Genomic DNA, 26267 nt, shown 5'->3' with positions numbered 1-26267 from the left:
GCGCCGGCGCCCGCACGCGGGCCGGCCCGGGCTCAGGCGCCGGGCGCCCGCCGCACCGCCTCGCCCACCCGGTCGATGACGAATTCCATGAACAGCCGGGTCTTCGGATCCTGCCGCCGGCGATGGGTGAACAGGCAGGCCATCTGCACCGGCTCGGGCGGGGTCTCCTGCGCCACCGGCAGCAGCCGCCCGGCATCCAGGTGGTCGGCGATCTCGAAGACCGGCTTCAGCACGATGCCGTGCCCGTCGAGCGCCCAGTCGGTCAGCACGTCGCCGTCGTCCGATTCGTAGCGCCCCTTCACCGCGAAGCGCTTCACCCCCTCCGGGGTCTGCAGCCGCCACTGGAACTCGGTGGCGCCGGGGAAGCGCAGGTTCAGGCATTCGTGCCCGTCGCGCAGCAGCGCCGCGCCCGAGGCCGGGCGGCCCCGCGCCGCGATATAGGCCGGCGCCGCCGCCAGCACCCGCGGACAATCGGCGATCTTGCGGATCCGCAGGTTGCTGTCCTCGGGCTGGCCGAGGAAGAAGGCCAGGTCGAGCCCCTCGGTGGTCAGGTCGACCTTGCGGTCGGTGAGCCTGAGCCGAAGGCTGACCTCGGGGTAGAGCGCCAGGAAATCCGGCACCAGGGGCGCGATCAGCCGCCGTCCGACGCCCAGCGGCGCCGCGACGTAGAGCGCACCGCGCGGGTTCTCGGTCAGCTCGACCACCTGCGCCTCGGCCTTCTCCACCGATTCGAGCACCTCGCAGGCGCCGCCGTAGAACGCCCGGCCCTGCTCGGTCGGGGTCAGGTTGCGGGTGGTGCGCTGGAACAGCCGCACGCCCAGATGATCCTCGAGCTGCGAGATCCGCGCCGAGGTCACCGCCGGCGAGATGCGCAGATCCCGGCCCGCCGCCGACATGCTGCCCAGTTCGTAGACGCGCACGAAGGTGCGGATGTTCTCGAGATAGGACACTGTTCCGATTTTTTTGAATGAGCTTGGATTTGTCAGGCAATACCAAAAGGCGGCGCCGCCGCATAGTCTGGCCGCCGACCATTTCGGGAGACACGCCATGTACGACCTCGCCATCATGTGGGACTGGCTGGCCTTCGCGGTGCGCTGGCTGCATGTGATCACCGCCATCGCCTGGATCGGCTCGTCCTTCTACTTCATCGCCCTCGATCTCGGGCTGAAGAAGGCCCCCGACCTGCCGCCCGGCGCGCATGGCGAGGAATGGCAGGTCCATGGCGGCGGCTTCTACCACATCCGCAAGTTCCTGGTGGCGCCCGAGCGCATGCCCGAGCACCTGGTCTGGTTCAAATGGGAAAGCTACGCGACCTGGCTCTCGGGCGCGGCGCTGCTGGCCATCGTCTACTGGGTCGGCGGCGAGCTCTACCTGATCGATGCCGGCAAGGCCGACCTCGCGCTCTGGCAGGGCATCCTGCTCTCGGCGGGCTCGCTGACCGTCGGCTGGATCGTCTACGACCTGCTCTGCAAGTCGCCGCTGGGCGAGCGCCCGACGCTGCTGATGCTGCTGCTCTTCGGCCTCCTGGTGGCGATGTCCTGGGGCTACAACCAGGTCTTCACCGGGCGCGCCGCGCTGCTGCATCTCGGCGCCTTCACCGCCACCATCATGACCGCCAACGTGTTCTTCATCATCATGCCGAACCAGCGCATCGTGGTGGCCGATCTCAAGGCCGGGCGCGTCCCCGATCCGAAATACGGCAAGATCGCCAAGCTGCGCTCGACCCACAACAACTACCTCACGCTGCCGGTCGTCTTCCTGATGCTGTCGAACCATTATCCGCTGGCCTTCGGCACCGAATACGCCTGGATCATCGCCGCGCTGGTCTTCCTGATGGGGGTCACCATCCGGCACTACTTCAACACGAAGCATGCCGGGCAGCCGGCGCCGGGCTGGACCTGGGCGGTCACCGTGGCGCTCTTCGTGGCCATCGCCTGGCTCTCCACGGTGCCCGGCGGCGACACCTGGGAGGAGGCGTCCGAGCGGCCCCTCACCGCCTACGAGACGCGCTTCGCCGAAGCCCCGGGCTTCGAGGAGGCGCATGACATCGTGATCTCGCGCTGCTCGATGTGCCACGCCCGCGAACCGGCCTGGCAGGGCATCCGCTGGGCCCCCAAGGGGGTGGTGCTGGAGACCCCGGGCGACATCGCGGGCCAGGCCCGCGAGATCTACCTGCAGGCCGGGCTCAGCCACGCCATGCCGCCTGCCAACGTCACCGACCTGGGCGCGGAGGAGCGCGCGGCGCTGGTGCGCTGGTACCGCGCCGCCGACTGATTCTGCTCCGGCGCCGGCATGCCCGCGGGACGTCACGCGGCGCCACCGGAAGCCGCCCCCGCCTGTCGGCACCGCGCGTCCGGGCCGCCGCGCCGCCGCTCCCGGGATCGCGCCGCAGGCCCCGCAGGGCCGGCGCGGGCCGGAGCGCGCGCAACCCCGGTTTCGCATGCCCCGCACAGCGCCTGTGCACCCCCTCCCCCTTGCGCGCGGGCTCTGCGGCATATTTAGGAAACCTTATGGTATTCTAAAAAGCCGGGGCTGCGCATGATCGCCTTCCTGAAAGACCCGCGGGCGCTGGCGCTGCTCTGCGCCGCGACCCTGACGATCCTGTCCAACACGGTGATCAGCCCGGCCCTGCCGGGGCTCGAGGCGAGCTTTCCCGACGATCCCAACGCTGCCTTCCTGACCCGCCTGCTGGTCACCGCGCCGAGCCTGATGGTGGCGCTGACCGCGGGGCTGGCGGGGCTCGCCGCCGACCGCTGGGGCCGCCGGCCGCTGCTGCTCACCGGGGTGACGCTCTATGCCGTCGCCGGATGCGCCGGGCTGGTGCTGCCGGACCTGACCGGCATCCTGCTGAGCCGGCTGGCGCTCGGCGTGGCGCTCGCCATGGTGATGACCGCGCAGGCGGCGCTGATCGGCGACTACTTCGCCGGCCGCGCCCGCGACCGTTTCATGGGCTTCCAGATTGGGGCGGTGAATTTCGGCGGCTTCGCCTTCATCGCGCTCGCCGGCTGGTTGGCCGGGCTGTCGCCGCGGGCGCCGTTCCTGATCTACGCCGCCGGCGCGCTGATCCTGCCCTTCCTGTGGCTGGTGATCCGCGACGTGCCGCGATCCCCGCAGCCCGCTCCCAGGGCCGCTTCCCCCGCGGCGGCGCCCGGCGATCCGCGCTGGCGCGGCACCCTCGCCGCGGTGACGCTGCTAAGCGGGCTGGGCTTCGTGCTGTTCTATCTGATGCCGACGCAGATCCCCTTCTACCTCGTCTCGCTCGGCCATGACGCGCCGGCGGTGGCGGCGCAGGTTCTGGCCATGGTGATGCTGTCGGGCGGCGTGGTGGGGCTCGCCTTCGGGCCGATCCGCGCCCGGCTGGGCCGCGGCATCACGCCGGCCCTCGGCTTTCTCGCCATGGCGGCGGGGTTCGCCACGCTGGAGGCCGGCGAGGCCGTGCCGCTGATCGCCGTCGCGGCGCTGCTGGTGGGCACCGGGTTCGGGCTCGTCATGCCGACCTTCTTCAGCCTGGCGCTGGAGATCGCCCCGCCCGAGCGCCGCGGCTTCGCCTCCGGCGCGCTGACCACGGCGATCTTTCTCGGCCAGTTCCTGTCGCCGATCCTCGCCACGCCGCTGATCGCGGCGCAGGGCTACGGCACCGGCTTCGCGGTGGCGGCGATCCTTCTGGTGGTGATGGCGGGGGTGGTCTTCGCGCTCTTCCACCGCCGCGCCGCGCCGGCGCCGCTGGCCGAGAGCACCTGACCCGAAGACGCGGGAGACGTGGCGACCCCGGCAGGATTCGAACCTGCAACCTGCCCCTTAGGAGGGGGCTGCTCTATCCAGTTGAGCCACGGGGCCGCGGCGGGCCCTGCCCGCGTCCGTCGCCTAGCAAATCGCCGCGGCAATGTCTCGCCCGTTCTGCCCGTCAGAGGGTCAGGCGGTAGAGCGCGAAGCCGTCGCGCATCTCCCCGGTGGGGGCGATGTCGCGGCCGCCCAGATCCGACAGGTGGCGCTCCGCCCCCGGCCCGGTGGCGAAGATCACGCTGGTCCCGGGCATCGGCCGGAAGCGCCAGTTGCCGTCGGCGCTGGGGGCCACGCTGCCCTTCTCGTGGATGTAGCGGACGATGACGTCGCGATTCGTGTCCGGCGCCTCGAACACCGTGGTCTCGGGGCTGGCGCCGGGGAAGCTGCCGCCGCCGCCGGCGCGGTAATTGTTCGTCGCCACGATGAACTCGGCCGCGTCCTCGACCGGCAGCCCGTCATGGCGCAGGTCGCGGATGCGCCGCGCATCGGGATTGGCGAGGCTGCCGTCGATGGCGTAGCGTGCCGGCTGGCCCAGGTCGATCTCGTAGCTGACGCCGTCGATGACGTCGAAATTGTAGGACGGGAAGTCCGGGTCGATCAGCTCCGCGTCCTGCGCGCCCGGCGTCACCTGCTGGAACAGCCCGGCCGAGCGTTCCAGCCATTCCCGCACTTCCGCGCCGGTGACCCGCACCGCGCGCACCGTGTTGGGATAGAGGTAGAGGTCGGCCACGTGCTTGATGGCGATCTCGCCCGCCGGCACGTCGGTGTAATAGTCCGGCCCGCCGCGGCCGCCGGCCTTGAACGGCGCCGCGGCCGAGAGGATCGGCAGCGCGCCCTCGGGCGTGCCCTCGAGCATCTGCGTCAGGTACCAGGCTTGCGCCTCGGCGACGATCTGCACCGAGGGGTCGTCGGCCACCAGGGCGAAGTAGGAATGCAGCGGCACGCGGCTCTCGCCCACGCCGCGGCGGACATAGTCGAGCGTCGCCTGGTGCGCCGCCTCGGCGCTGGCCAGCACCTCCGGCACGCTCTCGACCAGCGGCGTCACCGAGCGGTCGGGGGCGCGTTCGTAGATCGGCCGCGCCGCGCTTTCGCTCGAGACCACGCGCCAGCTGCTGCCGTCGCGCTCCAGGAGCAGGTCGATGACGCCGAGATGGCTGCCCCAGAACCCGGCCATCACCGCCGGCGTGCCGGCCAGCGTGCCGGCCGCGACATCGACCTCGTCGCGGCCGGCGAAATCCTGCGACGGAAAGACCAGGTGGGAATGCCCGGTGATCACCGCGTCGAGCCCCGCGACCCGGGCCAGCGGCACCGCCGCGTTCTCCATCCCGGGCGCGTGCTCGGCGGCGCCGATGCCGGAATGGCAGAGCGCCACGACGAGGTCGGCGCCGGCCTCGCGGATCTGCGGCACCCAGGCCTCGGCGGTCTCGACGATGTCGCGCGCGGTGACCCGGCCCTCGAGATGCTGGCGGTCCCACAGCATGATCTGCGGCGGCACGAAGCCGATCACCCCGATGCGGATCGGCTGCGGCACGCCGCTGCCGTCGAGCAGCACGCGGTCGAGCATCACGTAGGGCGGCAGCAGCGTGGTGTCCTCGCGCGGGCTGTCGCCCTGCTTGCGGACCACGTTGGCCGAGACCAGCGGGAAGGTCGCGCCCTTCAGCGCCCGGTCGAGGAAGTCGAGCCCGTAATTGAACTCGTGGTTGCCGAGCGTCGCCGCCTCCACCCCGACCGCGTTCATCGCCGCGATCACCGGGTGCAGCGCGTCGCCCTCGAGCCCCTGCTCGTAGGCCACGTAATCGCCCATCGGGTTGCCCTGCAGGAAATCGCCGTTGTCGAGCAGCAGGCTGTTGCGCGCCTCGGCCCGGATCGCCCGGACATGCGCCGCGGTGCGCGCCAGTCCGACCGTGTCGGAGGTGCGGTCGGCATAGTAATCGTAGGGAAAGACGTGCACGTGCAGGTCGGTGGTGCTCATCAGGCGCAGATGCGCCTGGCCCTCGGCGGCGCGGGCCGAATAGGGGTGCAGCATCGTTGCTCCGGCGGCTCCGGCGGTGGTGGCAAGAAAACGGCGACGGGTGATCTCGGGCATGCAATCTCCTTTCCGCTCCGACCTGCCGGTCGGCGCGTATGTGATCCCGCCCGGGCCCGGCGCGCAACCCGCAGGGTGCACGAAGCCGGGCCGGCCGTGGCAGAGCCGCATTTGCGGTTTCTCGATCCGGGCGCGGCATCACGGGGGCCGGACCGAGGGACGGGCGGCATCGGGCACGCCTCCTTCGGCGGGTTCGCCGCCCCGGTCGCCGGCGCCGGCGCGGTCCCGGGAGCGCGGTCCCGGAAGCGCCGCCGCGCAGCGCCGCGCCCACCCCGCGCCCGGGATCGCGCGCGGCGCGGCCGGCCGCCTTCGTTCCGGTGCAGCCGGACAGCAGAAGGCCCGGGCGCGCACGCCCGGGCCTGGTTCGGCTGACCCTGGGAGGAGGCGGTCAGCCCTTGGAGAACTCGGGATAGGCCTCCATGCCGAGCTCCGCCATGTCGAGGCCGTTGATCTCGTCCTCTTCGGCGACGCGGATCCCGGTGGTCGCCTTCAGCACGGTCCAGACCAGCGCCGAGACCAGGAAGACGAAGCCGCCGATCGCCACGATGCCGATGATCTGCGTCACGAAGCTGGCATCGGCGGTGTAGACCGGCACCACCAGCGTGCCCCAGACCCCGGCGATCAGGTGCACCGGGATGGCGCCGACCACGTCGTCGATCTTCAGCTTGTCGAGCATCGGCACCGCGAAGACCACGATGGCACCGCCCACCGCGCCGATCCAGAGCGCCCCGAACAGCGTCGGGTCGAGCGGCCCGGCGGTGATCGAGACAAGGCCCGCCAGCGCACCGTTCAGCACCATGGTGAGGTCGGGCTTCTTGTACATCACCTGGGTCAGGATCAGCACCGCCACCGCGCCGGCCGAGGCCGCCATGTTGGTGTTGGCGAAGATCCGGCCGACATCGGTGATGTCGCCCACGGTGCCCGCCGCGAGCTGGGAGCCGCCGTTGAAGCCGAACCAGCCGAGCCACAGGATGAAGGTGCCGAGCGTCGCCAGCGCCAGGTTCGAGCCCGGCATCGGCACGGTGCGGCCGTCGCGGGTGTACTTGCCGATCCGCGGCCCGAGGATGATCGCCCCGGCCAGCGCCGCGAAGCCGCCCGCCGCATGCACCACGGTGGAGCCGGCGAAGTCCGAGAAGCCCATCTCCGACAGCCAGCCGCCGCCCCACTGCCAGGACGCCTCGATCGGGTAGATCAGGCCGGTCAGGATGACCACGAAGATCAAGAAGGGCCCGAGCTTGATGCGCTCGGCCACGGTGCCCGACACGATCGAGGCGGTGGCGCCGCAGAACATCAGCTGGAAGAAGAAGTCCGAGGCCACCGAGGCGTAGTCGAGCGCCGCGTCGGAGGCCGCGAGCCCCACCGGCTCAAGCGCCGTCGGCGCGAACAGCGCGCCGAGCCAGCCGCCAATGGTCCAGCCGTCGCCGGGATACATCAGGTTGAAGCCGACCAGCCAGTACATGATCGAGGCCAGCGAGAAGAGCGCGATGTTCTTGGTCAGCTGCATGGTGACGTTCTTCGAGCGCACCAGCCCGGCCTCGAGCATGGCAAAGCCCGCGGCCATGAAGAACACCAGGAAGCCGCCGACCAGGAACAGCAGCGTGGTGAAGATGTAGGGCGTCACGTCCGGCGCCGCCGCGGCGCTCTCTGCCGCCGCTTCGGCCTCCTGCGCCAGGCCCGGCGCGGCCAGCAGCGCCAAGGCCCCGGCCAGAGCGAGAGTATGCTTGAAGGTCATGTGTTCGGTTTCCCCTGAGAATGCGTGGATGGGCCCTGCCGGACGGTCAGAGCGCGTCATCGTCGGTCTCGCCGGTCCGCACCCGGACCGCCTGCGCCACGTCGAGCACGAAGATCTTGCCGTCGCCGATCTTGCCGGTCTTGGCGGTCGCCATCAGCGTCTCCACCACCTGGTCGGCCATCGCCGAGGTGACGGCGATCTCGAGCTTCACCTTGGGCACGAAGTTCACCGCGTATTCGGCCCCGCGATAGATCTCCGTGTGACCCGACTGCGAGCCGAACCCCTTGATCTCCGTCACCATCATGCCGCGGACGCCGATGGCGGTCAGGGCTTCGCGGACCTCCTCCAGCTTGAACGGCTTGATCGTTGCAATGATAAATTTCACCTCGGTCCCTTTCGGTTGTCCGGTTCGCGCGGGACCCGTCCGGCGCCGCGCCTCACCGCCGCAGAAGGGCCCCCGCCGGGCCGCGAGGGAAGCCGAACTGCCTCATTCGCAGGCGCCAAGTCGGACAGAATTGCACAAAATTTGCACAATCGAGACGCCGCGCCCAAATTTTGGGCGAAATGAAAAACGCGCGATGGCGGCCGGGGACGGTCCACATCGCCGCCGCGACGGACTATGTTGCGCGACAAATCACACGAGGCCGGCAGCGGAAGCAGCGGAATGAGCGACAAGCGGCAGGGAAGCGGACGGCTGGTGGCCGACCGCCGCAATTCGGGCAAGGCGAAGACGGCGCGCAGGGCCGGCCGCAAGGCGGCGCCGCCGCCCAGGCGCGGGCTGTTCGGGCGCGGGCTGTTCCGGCGCCGCGGGGGCGGCGGCGGCCGGCCGCGGCGGCCGCGCCGCGGCGGACCGATCGGCTGGCTGCAGCGGCTGTTCGGCTTCTTCGCCCGGCTGGTCTGGGTGGTGGTCAGCCGCGTCGCGCTGGTGGCCGTGCTGATCGTCGGCGGCTGGGTCGCCATGACCTATGCCACCCTGCCCGACCTGACCCGGCTGCTCGATGGCCGCGCCCAGGGCTCGGTCACGCTCTATGACCGCGACGGCCGGGTCTTCGCCTGGCGCGGCGACCAGTTCGGCGGCGCGGTGCGCGCCGACAGCGTCAGCCCGCATCTGAAGAACGCGGTGATCGCCACCGAGGACCGGCGCTTCTACTGGCATCCCGGCATCTCGCCCCGCGGCATCGCCTCGGCGATCCGCATCAACCTGCGCGAGGGCCGCGGCCCGTTCCAGGGCCATGGCGGCTCCACCATCACCCAGCAGACCGCCAAGCTGCTCTGCCTCGGCGTCGAATACGACCCCAACGAATGGGAGAGCGAACAGGCCTACGTGTCCGATTGCCGCGAGACCTCGCTGGCGCGCAAGGCCAAGGAGGCGATCTTCGCCCTCGCCATGGAGCTGAAATACTCCAAGGACGACATCCTCTCGATCTACCTCAACCGCGCCTATATGGGCGGCGGCGCCTATGGCGCCGAGGCCGCCTCGCAGCGCTATTTCAGCAAGCCCGCCTCGGCCCTCGACGCCGGCGAGGCGGCGATGCTGGCGGGCCTCCTGACCGCCCCCACGACGCTGGCGCCGACCAACGACCTCGAGCGTTCGCAGCGCCGCGCCGAACTGGTGATCGGGCTGATGGAGGAGCAAGGCCACCTGTCGCGCGCCGAGGCCGAGCAGGCCCGCGCCGACCCCGCCACGCTCTCCGAGGAGGCCGAGGAGCGGCGCGGCGGCTACTTCGCCGACTGGGTCATGGACACCCTGCCGCCCTTCGTCTCGGTCGAGAGCCGCCAGGACGTCGACATCCGCACCACCCTCGACCCGCGCATCCAGCGCGCCGCCGAGGGCGCCATGCGCGACATCTTCGAGGCCAAGGTGCGCGACGGCTCCAAGGCCCAGGCGGCGATCGTGGTGATGTCGGCCGACGGCGCCGTGCGCGCCATGGTGGGCGGTCGCAAGACCGGCGTCTCGGGGGTGTTCAACCGCGCCGCCCAGGCGCGGCGCCAGACCGGCTCGGCCTTCAAGCCCTTCGTCTATGCCGCGGCGCTCGATCTCGGCCGCTCGCCCTACGACGTGGTGGTGGACGAGCCGTTCTGCATGTCGATCCCCGGCTCCGGCGAATGGTGCCCGAAGAACTACACCCGCGACTTCGCCGGCCAGGTGACCCTGGTCGACGCGCTCAAGCGCTCGCTCAACATCCCGGCGGTGAAGGTCTCCGAGGCGACCGGGCGCGACCTCGTGGCCCAGGTGGCGACCGATTTCGGCATCGATTCGCGGGTCGTCGACACGCCGTCGGTGGCGCTCGGCGTCTCCGAGGCGACGCTGCTCGAGATGACCGGCGCCTATGCCGGCATCCTCAACGGCGGCTCCTCGGTGCGGCCCTACGGGATCAGCGAGCTGCGCATCAAGGGCGACGACGAGCCGCTGGTCGGCCAGCGCGGCGGCATGGGCGAGCGGGTGATCGGCGAACAGGCGGCGCGCGAGCTGGTCTTCATGCTGGAAAAGGTCGTCTCCGAGGGCACCGGCACCCGCGCCAGGCTCCCCGACCGCGAGGCCGCCGGCAAGACCGGCACCTCGAACGAGCAGCGCGACGCCTGGTTCGTGGGCTTCACCGCCGATTACGTCGCCGGGGTCTGGATGGGCTACGACGACAACACGCCGCTGACCGGGGTCACCGGCGGCGGGCTGCCGGCGGAGATCTGGCAGGAGACCATGCTGCGGGTGCATGAGGGGCTGGAGCCGCGGCCGCTGCCGATGACCATCCCCGAGCGGCCCGAGCCGGACTACCAGCCGGCGCCGCAATCGCAGCCGCAAGTGGCGCAGCCGCGCCAGGCGCCGCAGCCGCAGCGCCAGCCGGTGCGCGACCCGGTCGCCGATTTCGTCGGCCAGGTGCTGCGCGACATCTTCGGCAATTGACCCGGGCCGGCGCCGGACCCGGGGTGAATGGCGCGGCCTCGCCGCGCCAGAGGGGCGGCGCCCCTCGCCCGCCGGCCGGTCCGCCCGGACCGGCCGGCCAGACCGGCCGCCGCGGCAGCGGCGTCCGCCGGATCAGGCCGGGCTGAAGCGGTATTCGACATCCGAGAAGCGGTGCCGCGCGAAGCCGTAGAGAAAGCGCAGCCCCTCGGCGCCGGCGGCGACCGCGTGCTCGGCCTCGCCGGGGATGAACAGCGCCACCCCCGCGGCGATGCGGTGCGCGACGCCGTCGATCGTCACCTCGCCGTCGCCGGCCAGCCCGAAATAGAATTCCGACGGCGTGTGGCGGTGGGCGTGCAGGGTGCCCGAGGGGCCGAACTCCGCCACCCCCAGCACCAGGTCCTGGGTGCGGGTGCGGTCGGCCGAGAACAGGGTGCGCCAGCGCACCGTGCCGAAGGCCGGATCCTCGCCGCCCTCGAGCGGCGCGTGATCGGCATTGGCGATGCTCGGCAGCGCCAGCATTAGCGCCTCGGCGGCGCCGGGCTGCGACAGCATGACGGCGGGATCGGCGGCGACGGGCATGGGCGGATCCTCCCTGGCGGTGGCGACTGCGTCCCTGCTAGCGGCGCGCGGCGCCCCGGGTCGCGTCCGGAACCGACGCCCCGGCGTCGCTTTCGACCGCCGGCCCCGGCGCTCAGGCCCGGATGCGCCAGCCGGTGCGGAAGATCCACCAGATCGCGGCGAGGCAGAGCGCGGTGAAGCCGCCGATCGCCAGCAGGCTCACCGCCACCGGCACGTCGCTCAGCCCGTAGAACGACCAGCGGAAGCCCGAGACCAGGTAGACCACCGGGTTGAGCAGCGCCACCTTCTGCCAGAGCGGCGGCAGCATGGCGATCGAGTAGAAGGCGCCGCCGAGAAAGACCAGCGGCGTCACCACCAGGAGCGGCACCAGCTGCAGCTGCTCGAAATTGCCGGCCCAGATGCCGATGATGAAGCCCAGCAGCGCGAAGCTCAGGCAGGTCAGCAGCAGGAAGGCCAGCATCGCCGCCGGGTGGCGGATCTCGACATCGACAAAAAGCGCCGCGGTGACCAGGATCACCGCCCCGATGAACAGCGCCTTGGTGGCGGCGGCGCCGACATAGCCCAGCACCACCTCGAGAAAGCTGATCGGCGCCGACAGCAGCTCGTAGATCGTGCCGATGAATTTCGGGAAGTAGATGCCGAAAGAGGCATTGGAGATCGCCTGGGTGATCACCGCCAGCATCACCAGCCCCGGCACGATGAAGGCGCCGTAGCTCACCCCCTCGACGGCGTCGATGCGGCTGCCGATGGCGGCGCCGAAGACCACGAAATAGAGCGAGGTCGAGATCACCGGCGAGATGAAGCTCTGCAGGAAGGTGCGGAAGAACCGCGCCATCTCGAAGCGGTAGATTGCCCAGATCGCGGTGACGTTCATGCCGCCCCTCCCGTGCCCGCGCCGCCGCCGGCGGCGCCCGTCGATGCGCCGTCGCCGCGCACCAGCCCGACGAAGATGTCCTCGAGCGAATCCTGGCGCGTGTGCAGGTCGCGCAGCGCCACGCCGGCGCCCGACAGCGCCGCCATCAGCCGCCCGATGCCGCTGCGGCCGGCGGCGCTGTCGTAGCGGTAGACCAGCGCCCGGCCGTCGGCGCTGGGGCTGAGGTCGAACTCCTCGAGCCCCGCCGGCAGCGCCGCCAGCGGCGCGGCCAGCTCGATATGCAGGGTCTTGCGCCCGAGCCGGCGCATCAGCGGGCCCTTCTCCTCCACCAGCAGCAGCCGCCCGCCGGTGATCACCCCGATGCGGTCGGCGATCGCCTCGGCCTCCTCGATGTAATGCGTGGTCAGGATGATGGTCACGCCCTCGCGCTTCAGGTCGGCGACGATCTCCCACATGTCGCGGCGCAGTTCCACGTCGACGCCGGCGGTCGGCTCGTCGAGGAACAGCACCCGCGGATCGTGGGCCAGCGCCTTGGCGATCAGCACCCGCCGCTTCATGCCCCCCGACAGCGCGTTGATCCGGGCGCCGCGCTTGTCCCAGAGGCTGAGCCGGCGCAGGATCGCCTCGAGCCGGGCATCGTCGCGGCGGCAGCCGAACAGGCCGCGCGAGAAGCGCACCGTGTTCCACACCGTCTCGAAGGGTTCGAGGGTGATTTCCTGCGGCACCAGACCGATCAGCCGGCGCGCCGCGCGGTAGGCCGCGCCGACATCGTGCCCGCCCACCCGGATGCTGCCGCCGCTCGGCACGGCGAGGCCGCAGATGCAGGAGATCAGCGTGGTCTTGCCGGCGCCGTTGGGCCCGAGCAGTGCCAGGATCTCGCCATCCGCGATGTCGAGGTCAACATCCCGCAGCGCGGTGACGCCACCGGCATAGGTCTTCGAGACGCCGCGGATCTCGACCATCGACGCCATGTCGTCCCCTTCCTGCCGTCCCGCACGCCACCGCCCCCGGCAGCGCCGGCCGGAGAGCGTCCGCCGGAGCTAACGACGGGGCGGGCCGAAAGGCAATGCGGCGCGGCGGCTTTGCGCGCGCTCCGGGAGGTCCCGGGCCGCAAAAGCGGGTCTGCGCCCCCGGGGATCCGGCGCGCGCCGCCGGCAGCACCGCCGAGTGCCCCCGGGTCGGACCCGCCCGATGCCCGCCCGGCGCAGAGGCCGGGTCCGCGCCGCGCGGTGCGGCAGGCCCGCCCCTGCCGGCGGCGCGGATGCGGCCCCCGGCACGGCGGATCGGGCCCCGCAAGCGCGACCCTGGCCCGGGGCAATCCCGAGGTTCCCGCTTGCCCCGGCAGCCACGCGGAGGCGCGGGAGCACGGAAACACGGGGCACGGGGCACGGGGCACGGGGCACGGGGCACGGGGCACGGGGCACGGGGCACGGGGCACGGGGCACGGAATAGGGTGCGGGGAGGCGCGGAGGCGCGTCGAGCGACCTGGACGGGCGTTGAACCGGCCCGGCGACACGGCGCGTGCCGGGAGCGCCTCCGCCGGACGCGCCTCTCGTCCGGCATGGCGCCGCCGTGCAGCGAGGCGCCGCTGTGCAGCGTCGCGCCGATGTGCAGCGTGGCGCCGCCGGCGCTGCGTGGTCAGGGGCGCCGTCGGCGTTCGCGCGATTATAGGCGCCGCAGGCGCTGTGCGGTCAGGGACGCGTCACACGATGCGCGCGAGGAGCCCGCCAGGCTGGCGCCGGACCTTGCCGTCGAGCTCCAGGTCGGTGAGCGCCGGCGCGATGCTGCCCGAACAGGCGCCGAGATCGCGGATCAACTGGTCCTCGGCCAGCGGCGAGGGTCCCAGCCGGTCGAGAATGCGGCGGTGCAGGGCGGCGATCTCGCGCAGCGGCCGGGGCGCCCGAGTGCTGCCGGCGGCGCCGTCCGCGGCGCGCTCCGCGGGCGGGCCCGGCGCGGGTCGCGGCACGTCTGCCCCCAGCGCCGCGGCCGCCGGGGCGTCGGCCCCCGGCCCCGGCCGCCGGGCGGTGGCCGGCGCGGCGGGCAGTTCCATCGCCTCGATCACGTCCTGGGCGCCGCGCACCAGACGGGCGCCGTCGCGGATCAGCAGGTTGCAGCCGCCGGCGCGGGCGTCGAGCGGGTGACCGGGCACCGCCATCACCTCCCGACCCTGGTCGAGCGCCAGCCGCGCAGTGATCAGCGAGCCCGACTTGGCCGCGGCCTCCACCACCACGACGGCGCGGGCGAGGCCCGAGATGATGCGGTTGCGGCGCGGGAAGTGCCGGGCCTGGGGCTGCAGGCCCATCGGCTGTTCCGAGAGCCGGACGCCGCCGGCGGCGACGATGTCCTGGGCCAGCTGCGCGTTCTCGGCCGGGTAGAGCACGTCGACGCCGCCGGCCAGCACCGCCGCGGTGCCGCTGCCGAGGCTCGCGGCATGGGCCGCCGCGTCGATGCCGCGGGCCAGCCCGGAGACGGTGACGCAGCCGGCGCCGCCGAGATCGCGGGCCAGGGCGCGGGCCATCCGGGTGCCGAGCGAGGAGGCGTTGCGCGCCCCCACCACCGCCACCAGCGGACGCGAGAGCAGGGCCGTCTCGCCCACCGCCCAGAGGATCGGCGGCGCGTCGTCGAGACCGAGCAGTGCGGCGGGATAGGCGGCATCGCCGCGGCAGATCATCCGCGCCCGGGCATGCCGGGCGGCGCGGATCTCCGCCGCCACCACGGCTTCGGGGCAGATGCGGTACTCCGCCACGCCGGCCGCCCGGGCCACGCCGGGCAAGGCCTCGAGCGCCGCCTGGGCGCTGCCATGTGCCGCCATCAGGCGGTAGAAGGTGGCGATCCCCACGCGGCGGCAGCGCAAGAGACGGAGCCAGGACAGACGATCCTCTTCCGTGGTGGGTGGGAGTAGGGGGTGAGTGGAAGAAGTGTCATCTTCGATCATGCGTCCCGGCCCCGTCGCTTGCCGGGACAGGTCTAGCGCCCGCAGGGTTAACGCCGGCTGAATCTTGCCGCGACTTTTAACAACAAATCGCCGCCCGGCCGTTCATCCGTCACGCCTGCGCCCCGCCGACGGTCAGCCCGCCGATCAGCACCGAGGGCTGGCCCACCCCGACCGGCACCCATTGCCCCTGCTTGCCGCAATTGCCCATGCCGGGATCGAGCGCCATGTCGTCGGCGAGCCCGCGGATCTGCATCAGCGCGGTGGCGCCGTCGCCGATCAGCGTGGCGCCCTTGACCGGCGCGCCGATCTGGCCGTTCTTCACCCGGTAGGCCTCGGTGCAGGAGAACACGAACTTGCCGTTGGTGATGTCGACCTGGCCGCCGCCGAAGCCCACCGCGTAGATGCCGTCCCGCAGCTCCGCCACCAGATCCTCGCGCTTCGCCGTGCCGCCTAGCATGTAGGTGTTGGTCATCCGCGGCATCGGGATATGCGCGTAGCTCTCGCGGCGGCCATTGCCGGTTGGCGCCACCCCCATCAGCCGGGCATTCTGCCGGTCCTGCATGTAGCCCACCAGGATGCCGTCCTCGATCAGCACGTTGCGCGCCGAGGGCGTGCCCTCGTCGTCGATGGTCAGCGAGCCGCGGCGGTCGGGAATCGTGCCGTCGTCGAGCACCGTGACCCCGGGCGCGGCGACGCGCTGGCCCATCAGCCCGGCAAAGGCCGAGCTGCCCTTGCGGTTGAAATCGCCCTCGAGCCCGTGGCCCACCGCCTCGTGCAGCAGGATGCCGGGCCAGCCGGGGCCGAGCACGATGTCGAAGACGCCGGCCGGCGCCGGCTCGGCGCGCAGGTTGACCAGCGCGATGCGCAGCGCCTCGCGCGCCTTGCCCTGCCAGTCGGCGGGATCGAGCAGCCCGTCGAGCCCGACCCGGCCGCCGCCGCCGGCCGAGCCGCTCTCACGCCGACCGTTCTCCTCGACGATGACGCTGACGTTGAGCCGGGTCATCGGCCTTGTGTCGGTGACCAGCGAATCGTCGGCGCGCAGGATCGCCACCTCCTGCAGCGAGGCCGCGACCGAGGCGGTGACCTGCACCACCCGGGGATCGAGGTCGCGCAGGAAGGCGTCGATCTCGGCCAGGGTCTCGACCTTGGCGGCGAAGGGCCGGCCGGCGATCGGGTCGGCATCGCTGTAGAGCACGCGGTTGGTGCGCGCAGGCCCCGGCGCCATCGCGCCGCCGCCATCGCCCACCGCCAGCCGCGCGGTCTCGCCGGCGCGCTTCAGCGCGCGTTCGCTGATCTCGGTGGCATGGGCATAGCCCGCCACCTCGCCGCGCACCGCCCGCAGGCCGAATCCCTCGCTGGCATCGTAGCTTGCGGTCTTGACCCGGCCGTCGTCGAACAGCACCCCCTCGGACCGCTTGCGCTCCAGGAACAGCTCGCCGTCCTCGGCGCCCGCCAGGGTCTCGCGCAGCCGCGCCAGCGCCGCGGCGCGGTCCAGATGGGTCTCGAAGGGGCGGAAGGGCGCGTCGGTCATGCAGGGCTCCGGGCTGGCAAGGCGTATGGGCGGACAGCGCGGCAGACGGCGCCGCGACGGCAGGCGGCGAGCGTCCGTTTGCCGCAAGCCTTGGTTCTTTATCTGGTCCCGAGAATATGGTTAGACGCAGCGACAACTCAACGGGGGGATCCGTGCGCCGCGAGACCAGCGCCGCCCGAGCCATCCCGGTTCGATGACTGACGGAACGGATCAGGGTAGACCATGCGATTGATGACCATGCTGACCGGGCTCCTCGCCGCCTTCACGGCGCCGGCCCTCGCACAGGAGACAGGCGACCTTCCGGTGATCGGCGCGCCCACCGACGGCGCCATCGGCTTCCAGCCCGCGGCCACCGACCTCGCCCGCGACATCCACTGGCTCGACGGCATGGTCAACGTGATCATGTTCGGCATCGTGATCCTGGTCACGGCGCTGATCGTCTGGTGCATCGTCGCCTATAGCCGCCGCAAGAACCCCAACCCCAAGGCCTTCACCCACAACACCCCGGTGGAGATCGCCTGGACCGTCGGGCCGATCCTGATCCTGGTCTTCATCGGGGCGTTCTCGCTGCCGGTGCTGTTCAACCAGCAGGAAATCCCCGAGGGCGACGTCTACATCAAGGCGACCGGCTACCAGTGGTACTGGGGCTACGAGTACCTCGACGAGGACTTCGCCTATGACAGCTACATGATCGGCGCGCCCGCCACCGGCGGCAACAACATGCGCACCGAGGAGGTCGAGGCGCAGCTGATCGAGGCCGGCTACCAGCCCGAGCATTTCGGCCTCGCCACCGACACCGCGGTCGTGGTGCCGGTCGGCGCCACCGTGGTCATGCAGATCACCGGCGGCGACGTGATCCATTCCTGGACCATCCCGGCCTTCGGCGTGAAGCAGGACGGGGTGCCCGGCCGCCTTGCCGAGCTGTGGTTCGAGGCCGACCGCGAAGGCGTCTATTTCGGCCAGTGCTCCGAGCTCTGCGGGATCGCGCATGCCTACATGCCGATCACCGTCAAGGTGGTGAGCCAGGAGGCCTACGACACCTGGATCGCGGAAATGAAGGAGGAGTGGGGCTGAGCCCCGCTGCCTGACGCGACCCGGCGGGGGCGCCCTGCGCGGCCCCGCCCTGCCCTTCCCGCCTTAGGACAGAAGCCATGAGCGACGTCACCATGCAGAGCCCGGTCGAGAGCGACGCCCAGTTCGGCGATTACTTCGCGCTCCTGAAACCGCGGGTGATGACGCTCGTGGTGTTCACCGCACTGGTGGGCCTGCTGGCCGCGCCGGTGCCGGTGCATCCCTTCGTGGCGTTCTGCGCCATCCTGTTCATCGCCATCGGCGGCGGCGCCTCGGGCGCGCTAAACATGTGGTGGGACGCCGACATCGATGCGGTGATGCGCCGCACCGCGCGCCGGCCGATCCCCTCCGGCCGGGTCACCCCCGAGGAGGCGCGCGGCCTCGGCCTCGCCCTGTCGGGCTTCTCGGTGGTCTTTCTCGGCCTCGCGACCAACTGGGTCGCGGCCGGGCTGCTGGCCTTCACCATCTTCTTCTACGTCGTCGTCTACACCATGTGGCTGAAGCGGGCGACGCCGCAGAACATCGTCATCGGCGGCGCCGCCGGCGCCTTCCCCCCGATGATCGGCTGGGCCGCCGCCACCGGCACCGTGTCGGTCGAATCGGTGCTGATGTTCGGCCTGACCTTCCTCTGGACGCCGCCGCATTTCTGGGCGCTGGCGCTGTTCATGCGCTCCGATTACGACGATGCCGGCGTGCCGATGCTGACCGTCACGCATGGCCGCCGGGCCACCCGGGCGCATATCCTGGCCTACACGCTGATCCTCGCCGCCTTCGCGCTGGCGATCGGCTTCACCGCCGCCGGCGGACCCCTCTACCTCGCCGTGGCCTTGGTGCTGAACGCGCTCTTCCTCAAGGGCGCCTGGACCATCTGGCGGCGCGACGAGAGCGATGCCGAGGCCGACAATTTCGCGCCCGAGCGCCGCTTCTTCAGGCTGTCGCTGCTCTACCTCTTCGCGCATTTCGGCGCCCTGCTGGTCGAGGCCGGTCTCGACCGCGCCGGCATCCTGTGGGGGGCGGCATGAGCCTGCGCCCGACGCACGAGCTGCACAAGCGCCGCTTCGGCCGCAATCTCGGCCTGGCGCTGGTGCTGGGCGGGCTGATCGCGATCGTCTTCGGCCTGACCTATGTCAAGATCACCCGCGGCGACTACGAGCCGCCGCGCGCCGGGACCTCGGTCGAGGAGACGCAGTGATGGCGATGGATCCGAAGACACGCACCGTGGCCGCGCTGGGCGGCGTCGTGGTGTTCATGGGCGCGATGGCCTGGGCCTCGATCCCGCTCTACAACTGGTTCTGCGCGGTGACCGGCTACGGCGGCACCACCAACACCGCCGAGGCCGCCTCGGACGTGGTGCTCGACCGCGAGATCACCGTGCGCTTCGACGCCAATGTCGAGGCCGGCATGCCCTGGGAGTTCCGCCCGGTCGAGCGCGAGATGACGCTGAAGATCGGCCAGGACGGGCTGGCCTATTACGAGGCCTACAACCCCACCGACCGCCCGGTCGCAGGCCAGGCGGGCTACAATGTCGCGCCCTTCGTGGCCGGCTCCTACTTCACCAAGGTGCAGTGCTTCTGCTTCACCGAACAGGTGCTGCAGCCCGGCGAACGGGTCGAGATGCCGGTCTACTTCTACGTCGACCCGGCCATCGTCGAGGACCGCGACGCCAAGCACACCAACGTGATCACCCTGTCCTACACCTTCTACGAGATCGACCTGCCCGAGGACGTCGCGCAGGCCGCCCCCGACACCGACGCAGCGGCCCCGGCCGCCCCGGAAACCTCCGTGAACTGACGCCTGCAGCGAGGGACCAGACCAATGGCGCATGCAAAGAACCACGACTACCACATCCTGAACCCCTCCATCTGGCCCTTCATCGGCGCCGTCTCGGGCTTCGTCATGCTCTTCGGCGCTGTGCTGTGGATGAAGGAGATGGGGCCGTGGATGTTCCTCATCGGCCTCGTCGGCGTGCTCTACACCATGTACGCCTGGTGGGCCGAGGTGATCCAGGAAAGCAAGGCCGGCGATCACACCCCGGTGGTGCAGATCGGCCTGCGCTACGGCTTCATCCTGTTCATCATGTCCGAGGTGATGTTCTTCTTCGCCTGGTTCTGGTCGTTCTTCAAGCACGCCATGTACCCGATGGGCCCCGAGAGCCCGGCGGTCGACGGCGTCTGGCCGCCGGCCGGGATCGAGACCTTCGACCCCTGGCACCTGCCGCTGATCAACACCCTGATCCTGCTCTGCTCGGGCGCCGCGGCGACCTGGGCGCACCACGCGCTGGTGCACGAGAACAACCGCAAGGACATGAAGTGGGGCCTGATCCTAGCGATCGGCCTGGGCGTGCTCTTCACCTTCTTCCAGGCCTACGAGTACACCCACGCCGCCTTCGGCTTCTCGGGCAACATCTACGGCGCCAACTTCTTCATGGCGACCGGCTTCCACGGCGCGCACGTGATCATCGGCACGATCTTCCTGTTCGTCTGCCTGCTGCGGCTGATGCGCGGCCACTTCACCCCGGAGAAGCACGTGGGCTTCGAGGCGGCGGCCTGGTACTGGCACTTCGTCGACGTGGTCTGGCTGTTCCTCTTCGCCGCGGTCTACATCTGGGGCGGCTGAGCCCCGGCCCGCGGCCCGACCGGAAATCCGCAAGCGCCCGCCCCTCCCGGCGGGCGCTTTCGCGTTAAGGGGGCTTGGTCGCGCGCGGCCGGCGATATGCGGCGGCCGGCGGCCTTTGCTGCGCGCGGGGGCCCCGCGCCCCGCGTGGCTCTCGTGCCAGGAAGCAGCCACGGGCACCAGCTTCGGGCAAGACCACCAAGGGCCTCCCGCGGCACCGCCCGCGTTATTTTGCCAGCCAAAGTGGCCGGCCCTCCGCGGTGCAGAGCGGAGCCGCGCAGCGACGGGCCGCGGCGCGGCGAGCCTGCCCGCAGAATCCCTTGGTTTATCCAACCAAGTCCGAAGTAGTTCTAAGCTGCGCGCCCAGCCCCACCAGATCGCCGGGCCCGGGTGCGGCCCGGCGATGCGCGGCGGCCTGCGGCCTTTGCTCCGCGTGGCTCCTTCCCCTGGAGGTGACCAAGGGCACCAGCTTCGAACGCCACCAGCAAGGGACTCTTGCGGCACTGGGCAGGTCATGTTGCAAGCGCACGGGGCCGACCCTTTACATTGCAGAGAGAAGCCGCGCAGCGTCGGGCCGCGGCGCGGCGATCCCGACCAGGGAATCCCTGGGTTGATCCCGGCCAGGTCCGAAGACGCTCGAAGCTGAATGCCAAACCCAACCAGATCGCCGGGCCGGGGGGCGGCCCGGCGATGCGCGGCGGCCTGCGGCCTTGATTCCGCGCTTGGTGTTTCGCGCCGTGCCGTCCGCTCCGGGGGAAGCCACCAAGCGACATGCGACAACCCGGGTCACCGGCCCGCGCAACCGGCCCGGCCACCGGGTCACCGGCCCACGCGACCACCCCGGCCAACGGGCGCGACAAGCCCGGCCCTGCGGCGTTTCCGGTTGAACCGCCCCCCCGAGGAACGATAAAGCGACACAGCCCCGCATCACGCGGGATCGACCGCTGGCAGAGGCCCCGGACGCCGCATTCATGACCCGCCATTTCGCCCCGCTCACCATCGGCCTCGTCGGCGCCGCGATCCTTGTCGCGCTGGGCCTCTGGCAGGTGCAGCGTCTGGACTGGAAACGCGGCATCCTCTCGGAAATCGAGACCACGATCGCCGGCGCGCCGCAGCCCCTGCCGGAGACGCCGGATGCCGGGGCGCACCGCTTCCTGCCGGTGGCGGTCGCGGGCGAGATCGGCGCGGGCGAGCTGCACGTGCTCGTCAGCCGCAAGCTGGTCGGCGCCGGATACCGCATCATCGCGCCCTTCGAGACCGAGGCGGGCCGCCGCATCCTGATCGACCGCGGCTTCGTGCCGACCGAGGACAAGGCGGCCGACCGGCCCGCCGGACCGGCCCGGCTCGAGGGCAACCTGCACTGGCCCGCCGAACGCTCCGACTTCACGCCCGAGAACGATCGGGATGGCAACATCTGGTTCGCCCGGGAGGTGCCGGTGATGGCCGAGGCGCTGGACACCGAGCCGGTGCTCCTGGTGGTGCGCGAGGCGGCGCCCGGGGCGCCGGGCATCACGCCGCTGCCGGTCTCCGCCGAAGGCATTCCCAACGATCATCTGCAATACGCGATCACCTGGTTCTCGCTGGCGGTGCTCTGGCTCGCCATGACGGGGCTGTGGCTGGCCCGCGGCCGCATCGCGAAGAAAGGCAACGGCCCATGATGTACGTCTCCACCAGGGGCCAGGCCCCGGCGCTCAGCTTCGAGGAGGCGATGCTGTCGGGCCTCGCCCGCGACGGCGGCCTCTACGTGCCCGAGACCGTGCCGCACTGGTCGGCGGACGAGATCCGCGCCCTGCACGGGCTGTCCTACGAGGAGGTGGCGTTCCGCGTCATGCGCCCCTTCACCGGCGGGCTGATCCCCGAGGCGACCTTCGGCGACCTGATCGGAAAGGCCTATGCCGGCTTCGGCCATGCGGCCCGCGCGCCGCTCAAGCAGCTGGCGCCGGGGCATTTCCTCTGCGAGCTGTTCCACGGCCCGACCCTGGCCTTCAAGGACTTCGCGATGCAGCTGATCGGCCAGCTCTTCGAGGAGGCGCTGACCCGCCGCGGCGAGCGCGTGACCATCGTCGGCGCGACCTCGGGCGATACCGGCTCGGCGGCGATCGAGGCGTTCCGCGGGCTCGACGCGGTCGACGTCTTCATCCTCTACCCGCATGGCCGGGTCTCCGAGGTGCAGCGCCGGCAGATGACCACGCCGGCCGAGGCCAATGTCCACGCGCTGGCCATCGACGGCCATTTCGACGACGCCCAGGCGCGGCTCAAGGACATGTTCAACGACTTCGGCTTCCGCGACGAGGTCCGGCTGGCCGGCGTGAACTCGATCAACTGGGCACGGGTTCTGGCCCAGGTGGTCTACTACTTCACCTCCGCGGTGGCGCTCGGCGCGCCGGACCGCAAGGTCAGCTTCACCGTGCCGACGGGCAATTTCGGCGACATCTTCGCCGGCTACATCGCCCGCCGCATGGGCCTGCCGATCGAGCGGCTGGTGATCGCCACCAACCAGAACGACATCCTGCACCGGGCGATGCGTTCCGGCGACTACCGCATGGACGCGGTCGCGCCGTCGATCTCGCCCTCGATGGACATCCAGGTCAGCTCGAACTTCGAGCGCGCGCTGTTCGACGCCTATGGCCGCGACGGCGCCGCCGTGGCGCAGCTCATGGACGAGCTGAAAGCCGGCGGCTTCCGGGTCAGCCAGGGCGCGCTGCAGGCGCTGCGCGAGGTCTTCGCCTCGGGCCGCGCCAGCGAGGCCGAGACCTCGGAGACCATCGCCCGGATCCGCGCCGAGACCGGCGAGCTGCTCTGCCCGCACAGCGCCGTGGGCGTCAAGGTCGCCGACGAGCTGCGCGATCCGGCGGTGCCCATGGTGACGCTCGCCACCGCCCACCCGGCCAAGTTCCCCGACGCGGTGGAGGCCGCCACCGGCCTCCGCCCCGGCCTGCCGCCGCGCATGGCCGACCTCTTCGACCGCGAGGAGCGCATCACCCGCGCCCCCAACGACCTCGCCAAACTCGAACAGATCATCAAGGACCGAATCCGCACGTGACCGTCCAGACCGCCACCCTCTCCAACGGCTTCCGCATCGTCACCGAGCGCATGCCGGGCCTGAAATCCGCCGCCCTCGGCATCTGGGTCTCCGCCGGCGGCCGCCACGAGCGGCCCGAGCAGAACGGCGTCGCCCATTTCCTCGAACACATGGCCTTCAAGGGCACCGCGACCCGCTCGGCGCTGAAGATCGCCGAGGAGATCGAGGATGTCGGCGGCTACATCAACGCCTATACCTCGCGCGAGGTGACGGCCTATTACGCCCGCGTGCTGGCCGCCGATACCGGCCTGGCGCTCGACGTCATCGCCGACATCCTGCGCAACCCGGTCTTCGACCCGAAGGAGATCGAGACCGAGCGCCACGTCATCCTCCAGGAGATCGGCCAGAGCCAGGACACGCCGGACGACATCATCTTCGACTGGCTGCAGGAACGCGCCTATCCCGACCAGCCGCTGGGCCGCGCCATCCTCGGCGAGGCGCACCGCGTCACCGGCTTTTCGCGCGACGACCTCGCGGGCTTCGTCGAGGAGCATTACGGCCCCGACCAGATGATCCTGTCGGCCGCCGGCGCGGTCGATCACGACGCCATCGTGCGCCAGGCCGAGGCGCTGTTCGGCGACCTTGCGCCGCGGCGCGCCGACAGCGCCCTGCCGGCGCGCTTCCGGGGCGGCGAGTACCGCAAGCAGAAGAAGCTCGAACAGGCGCATCTGGCGCTGGCCTTCGAGGGGCCGGGCTACCGCGACGACGCGTTCTACGCCGCGCAGATCTACTCGACCGCGCTGGGCGGCGGCATGTCCTCGCGGCTGTTCCAGGAGATCCGCGAGAAGCGCGGCCTGTGCTACACCATCTTCGCCCAGTCCGGGGCCTATGCCGATACCGGCATGACGACGATCTATGCCGGCACCTCGGGCGACGAGGTCGCCGACCTGGCGCGCATCACCGTGGACGAGATGAAGCGCGCCGCCGAGGACATGAGCGAGGCCGAGATCGCCCGCGCCCGGGCGCAGATGAAGGCCGGGCTGCTGATGGGGCTGGAAAGCCCCTCGGCCCGGGCCGAGCGGGCCGCGCGGATGATCCAGATCTGGGACCGGGTGCCGAGCCTCGAGGACACCGTGGCGCGGATCGACGCGGTGACCGCCGCGGATGTCCGCGGCTTCGCCGCCCGCACCGTGGCCGAGGCGCCGGCGGCGCTGGCGCTCTACGGCCCGGTCCGCGGCGCCCCCGACCTGGCTGCGCTCAACGCCCGCCGGGCGGCCTGACATGCTGGGGCTGAGGCCGCGCCTGAGGCTCGAGACCGAGCGTCTCACGCTGCGGCCGCCCCTGCACAGCGACTACGCGTCCTGGACCTCGCTCAGGGCCGCCTCGGAGGGCTTCCTGAAGCCCTGGGAGCCCAGCTGGGCCGCCGATCACCTGACCCGCCGAGCCTTCACCAACCGGGTCTACTGGGCCAACCGCGCCATCGCCCAGGGCACCGCGGTGCCGGTCTTCCTGATCCGCCGCGCCGACGAGCGGCTGATCGGTGCCATCACGCTCGACAACATCCGCCGCGGCCCGGCGCAGGCGGCGACGCTGGGCTACTGGATCGGCGCCCCCTTCGCGCGGCAGGGCTACATGCTGGAGGCGATCGGCGCGATGGTGCACCACGCCTTCGGGCGGCTCGACCTGAGCCGGGTCGAGGCCGCCTGCCTGCCCGAGAACGTCGCCTCGCGCAGCCTGCTGGAACGCTCCGGCTTCAAGTACGAGGGCGTGGCGCAGAGCTACCTGCAGATCAACGGCCGCTGGCGCACCCACGTGCTCTACGCCGCGCTGCGTCTCGACCGGCGCGGCCGCACCCAGGTCGGCTGACGGCTCCCCGGCTCGTCCCGCCCCGCGCGGCGGCGATCTGGCCGCATCGCCCGGCGCGGCCGGGGCGCTCCGGCGCATGCACGAAGTCGTGATGGCCGCCCTCCGCCCCGGCCTTGCTAGCCTGCGGCCAGCCCGGAGGTTCCCCATGCATCTGCCGACACGCCTCGTCGCCCTGATCGCGCTGCTCGCCCCGATCTTCGCCGCACCGCTCCACGCGCAGGAGACACGCCGCCCCAGCCACTGCATCGCGGTGGCCGAGGCGCCGCCGCCGGCGCGCCTGCACCGCGCCTCCTGGTCCGATCCCCTGCCGGCCCACACCGCGCGCATCCACTACATCCAGCACGCCTCCTTCCTGATCCAGAGCCCCGGCGGGGTGAACGCGGTGACCGATTTCACCGGCTTCATCGGCACCACCGCGATGATCCCCGACGCGGTGACGATGAACCACGCCCACAGCACCCACTGGACCCCGGTTCCCGACCCGGCGATCCCGCATGTCCTGCCCGGTTGGGGCGAGGTCTTCGGCGAAGGCATCAGCCATCACCGGGAGGTCGGCGACATGCTGATCCGCAACGTCTCGACCGACATCCGCTCGGCCTATGGCGGGGTCGAGCCGCGCGGCAATTCGATCTTCGTCTTCGAGGTGGCGGGACTCTGCATCGTGCATCTCGGCCATCTCCACCACGAGCCCGACGCCGCGCAATACGCCGCGCTGGGCCGTGCCGACGTGCTGATGGTGCCGGTGGATGGCGGTTTCACCATGGCGCGCGAGGCGATGATCCGGGTGGTCGACCGGCTGCAGGCCACGATGGTGATCCCGATGCACTGGTTCTCGACCGCGGCGCTGGAGGATTTCCTCGCCGGCATGCCGGAACGCTGGGCCATCAACCGGGCCGAGGGCGCGGCCTTCGAGCTGTCGCTGGCGACGCTGCCGGCCCGGCCCACCGTGCTGGTCCTGTCGCCCGAGCGGCTGCGCGATCCCCTGCCCTGACCCGCGCCGGGCCCGCATCGGGGCGCCGGAGGGCGGGCGCGGTGGGCCCGCCCCGGCGGTCCTGACGCCCAGACGCTCGGCCGCGCCTGCAGGCCTAGCGCAGGGAGAAGCCGCGGTGGGGACGGCGTTCGGCGCGGCATCCCCCGGCCGGGCACCGCGATTTGCGGTGCCGGCGCTGTTGTCGCTTCGGGAATACGGGGCGGACCGCCTCCGGTGCCCCCGGTGCGAGGTGAACCCGGGTGCGAACGTGTTCGGGCCGCGTCCGGGGCGGCGCACCCCGGG

Annotated in this window: 22 protein-coding genes and 1 tRNA gene; 13 read left to right on the top strand and 10 right to left on the bottom strand. The window is 71.5% G+C overall.

The genetic code is table 11. The features are described from left to right. Positions 1-32: 32 nt before the first annotated feature. A complete protein-coding gene (locus ACXYMW_RS15330; protein WP_459036201.1) occupies positions 33-950 on the bottom strand; it encodes a LysR family transcriptional regulator in 918 nt (305 codons plus the stop codon). A 97-nt stretch (positions 951-1047) separates the two neighbouring features. Between ACXYMW_RS15330 and ACXYMW_RS15325 the strand changes: the two genes are divergently transcribed. Next, a complete protein-coding gene (locus ACXYMW_RS15325; protein WP_459036200.1) occupies positions 1048-2274 on the top strand; it encodes a urate hydroxylase PuuD in 1227 nt (408 codons plus the stop codon). 264 nt (positions 2275-2538) lie between these two features. Continuing rightward, a complete protein-coding gene (locus tag ACXYMW_RS15320; RefSeq protein ID WP_459036199.1) occupies positions 2539-3741 on the top strand; it encodes an MFS transporter in 1203 nt (400 codons plus the stop codon). A 19-nt stretch (positions 3742-3760) separates the two neighbouring features. Here ACXYMW_RS15320 and ACXYMW_RS15315 read toward each other — a convergent pair. From ACXYMW_RS15315 to ACXYMW_RS15300, 4 genes are all read right to left on the bottom strand, one after another. Further along, positions 3761-3837, bottom strand: a tRNA-Arg gene (locus ACXYMW_RS15315). Positions 3838-3904: 67 nt separating this feature from the next. After that, complete coding sequence (locus ACXYMW_RS15310; protein WP_459036198.1) at positions 3905-5869, bottom strand: bifunctional 2',3'-cyclic-nucleotide 2'-phosphodiesterase/3'-nucleotidase; 1965 nt, start codon at positions 5867-5869, stop codon at positions 3905-3907. 388 nt (positions 5870-6257) lie between these two features. Further along, positions 6258-7601, bottom strand: coding sequence for an ammonium transporter (locus tag ACXYMW_RS15305; protein WP_459036197.1), 1344 nt, complete (start codon positions 7599-7601; stop codon positions 6258-6260). Positions 7602-7647: 46 nt separating this feature from the next. Continuing rightward, positions 7648-7986 (bottom strand): P-II family nitrogen regulator, encoded by a 339-nt coding sequence (locus ACXYMW_RS15300; protein ID WP_459036196.1) that lies wholly within the window; start codon positions 7984-7986, stop codon positions 7648-7650. A gap of 279 nt (positions 7987-8265) precedes the next feature. On the opposite strand from ACXYMW_RS15300, the gene ACXYMW_RS15295 reads away from it, so the two are divergent. Continuing rightward, positions 8266-10503 carry a transglycosylase domain-containing protein gene (locus tag ACXYMW_RS15295; RefSeq protein WP_459036195.1) on the top strand — a complete coding sequence of 746 codons (2238 nt, stop codon included), beginning with the start codon at positions 8266-8268 and terminating at the stop codon, positions 10501-10503. 132 nt (positions 10504-10635) lie between these two features. Here ACXYMW_RS15295 and ACXYMW_RS15290 read toward each other — a convergent pair whose 3' ends face one another. The 5 genes from ACXYMW_RS15290 to tldD form a co-directional block, all read right to left on the bottom strand. Then, positions 10636-11082, bottom strand: a complete 447-nt coding sequence (locus tag ACXYMW_RS15290) for a cupin domain-containing protein (RefSeq protein WP_459036194.1) — start codon at positions 11080-11082, stop codon at positions 10636-10638. A 112-nt stretch (positions 11083-11194) separates the two neighbouring features. Beyond that, positions 11195-11956: an ABC transporter permease gene (locus tag ACXYMW_RS15285; RefSeq protein ID WP_459036193.1), complete on the bottom strand. Its 762-nt coding sequence runs from the start codon at positions 11954-11956 to the stop codon at positions 11195-11197. Continuing rightward, the gene (locus ACXYMW_RS15280; protein WP_459036192.1) at positions 11953-12927 is read right to left on the bottom strand and encodes an ABC transporter ATP-binding protein; all 975 of its coding nucleotides are present in this window, start codon (positions 12925-12927) and stop codon (positions 11953-11955) included. Before ACXYMW_RS15280 ends, ACXYMW_RS15285 begins: the two co-directional genes overlap by 4 nt. A 731-nt stretch (positions 12928-13658) precedes the next feature. Continuing rightward, the gene (dprA, locus tag ACXYMW_RS15275) at positions 13659-14891 is read right to left on the bottom strand and encodes a DNA-processing protein DprA (RefSeq protein ID WP_459036191.1); all 1233 of its coding nucleotides are present in this window, start codon (positions 14889-14891) and stop codon (positions 13659-13661) included. Between the two features lie 109 nt (positions 14892-15000). Continuing rightward, on the bottom strand, positions 15001-16422 hold the full coding sequence (gene tldD, locus ACXYMW_RS15270) for a metalloprotease TldD (protein ID WP_459036190.1): 1422 nt from the start codon (positions 16420-16422) through the stop codon (positions 15001-15003). 222 nt (positions 16423-16644) lie between these two features. On the opposite strand from tldD, the gene coxB reads away from it, so the two are divergent. From coxB to ACXYMW_RS15220, 10 genes are all read left to right on the top strand, one after another. After that, positions 16645-17496, top strand: coding sequence for a cytochrome c oxidase subunit II (coxB, locus tag ACXYMW_RS15265; protein WP_459036189.1), 852 nt, complete (start codon positions 16645-16647; stop codon positions 17494-17496). A 77-nt stretch (positions 17497-17573) separates the two neighbouring features. Next, the gene (gene cyoE / locus ACXYMW_RS15260; protein ID WP_459036188.1) at positions 17574-18515 is read left to right on the top strand and encodes a heme o synthase; all 942 of its coding nucleotides are present in this window, start codon (positions 17574-17576) and stop codon (positions 18513-18515) included. Next, positions 18512-18685: a hypothetical protein gene (locus tag ACXYMW_RS15255; protein WP_459036187.1), complete on the top strand. Its 174-nt coding sequence runs from the start codon at positions 18512-18514 to the stop codon at positions 18683-18685. The genes cyoE and ACXYMW_RS15255 overlap by 4 nt, the downstream gene beginning before the upstream one ends. Next, positions 18685-19284 (top strand): cytochrome c oxidase assembly protein, encoded by a 600-nt coding sequence (locus ACXYMW_RS15250; protein WP_459036186.1) that lies wholly within the window; start codon positions 18685-18687, stop codon positions 19282-19284. Before ACXYMW_RS15255 ends, ACXYMW_RS15250 begins: the two co-directional genes overlap by 1 nt. Positions 19285-19308: 24 nt before the next feature. Next, positions 19309-20109, top strand: a complete 801-nt coding sequence (locus ACXYMW_RS15245) for a cytochrome c oxidase subunit 3 (RefSeq protein ID WP_459036185.1) — start codon at positions 19309-19311, stop codon at positions 20107-20109. A 968-nt stretch (positions 20110-21077) separates the two neighbouring features. Continuing rightward, positions 21078-21764 carry an SURF1 family protein gene (locus ACXYMW_RS15240; protein WP_459036184.1) on the top strand — a complete coding sequence of 229 codons (687 nt, stop codon included), beginning with the start codon at positions 21078-21080 and terminating at the stop codon, positions 21762-21764. Then, positions 21761-23149, top strand: coding sequence for a threonine synthase (gene thrC / locus ACXYMW_RS15235; protein ID WP_459036183.1), 1389 nt, complete (start codon positions 21761-21763; stop codon positions 23147-23149). The genes ACXYMW_RS15240 and thrC overlap by 4 nt, the downstream gene beginning before the upstream one ends. Then, complete coding sequence (locus ACXYMW_RS15230) at positions 23146-24408, top strand: M16 family metallopeptidase (protein WP_459036182.1); 1263 nt, start codon at positions 23146-23148, stop codon at positions 24406-24408. Before thrC ends, ACXYMW_RS15230 begins: the two co-directional genes overlap by 4 nt. A gap of 1 nt (position 24409) precedes the next feature. Further along, positions 24410-24994 carry a GNAT family N-acetyltransferase gene (locus ACXYMW_RS15225; protein ID WP_459036181.1) on the top strand — a complete coding sequence of 195 codons (585 nt, stop codon included), beginning with the start codon at positions 24410-24412 and terminating at the stop codon, positions 24992-24994. Positions 24995-25139: 145 nt separating this feature from the next. After that, positions 25140-25985 carry an MBL fold metallo-hydrolase gene (locus ACXYMW_RS15220; RefSeq protein ID WP_459036180.1) on the top strand — a complete coding sequence of 282 codons (846 nt, stop codon included), beginning with the start codon at positions 25140-25142 and terminating at the stop codon, positions 25983-25985. The last annotated feature ends 282 nt before the right edge of the window (positions 25986-26267 follow it).

The organism is Roseivivax sp. CAU 1761, from assembly GCF_054482755.1.
Note: the sequence above shows the minus strand (reverse complement) of the source record. Positions and strands in the feature narration are given on the sequence as shown.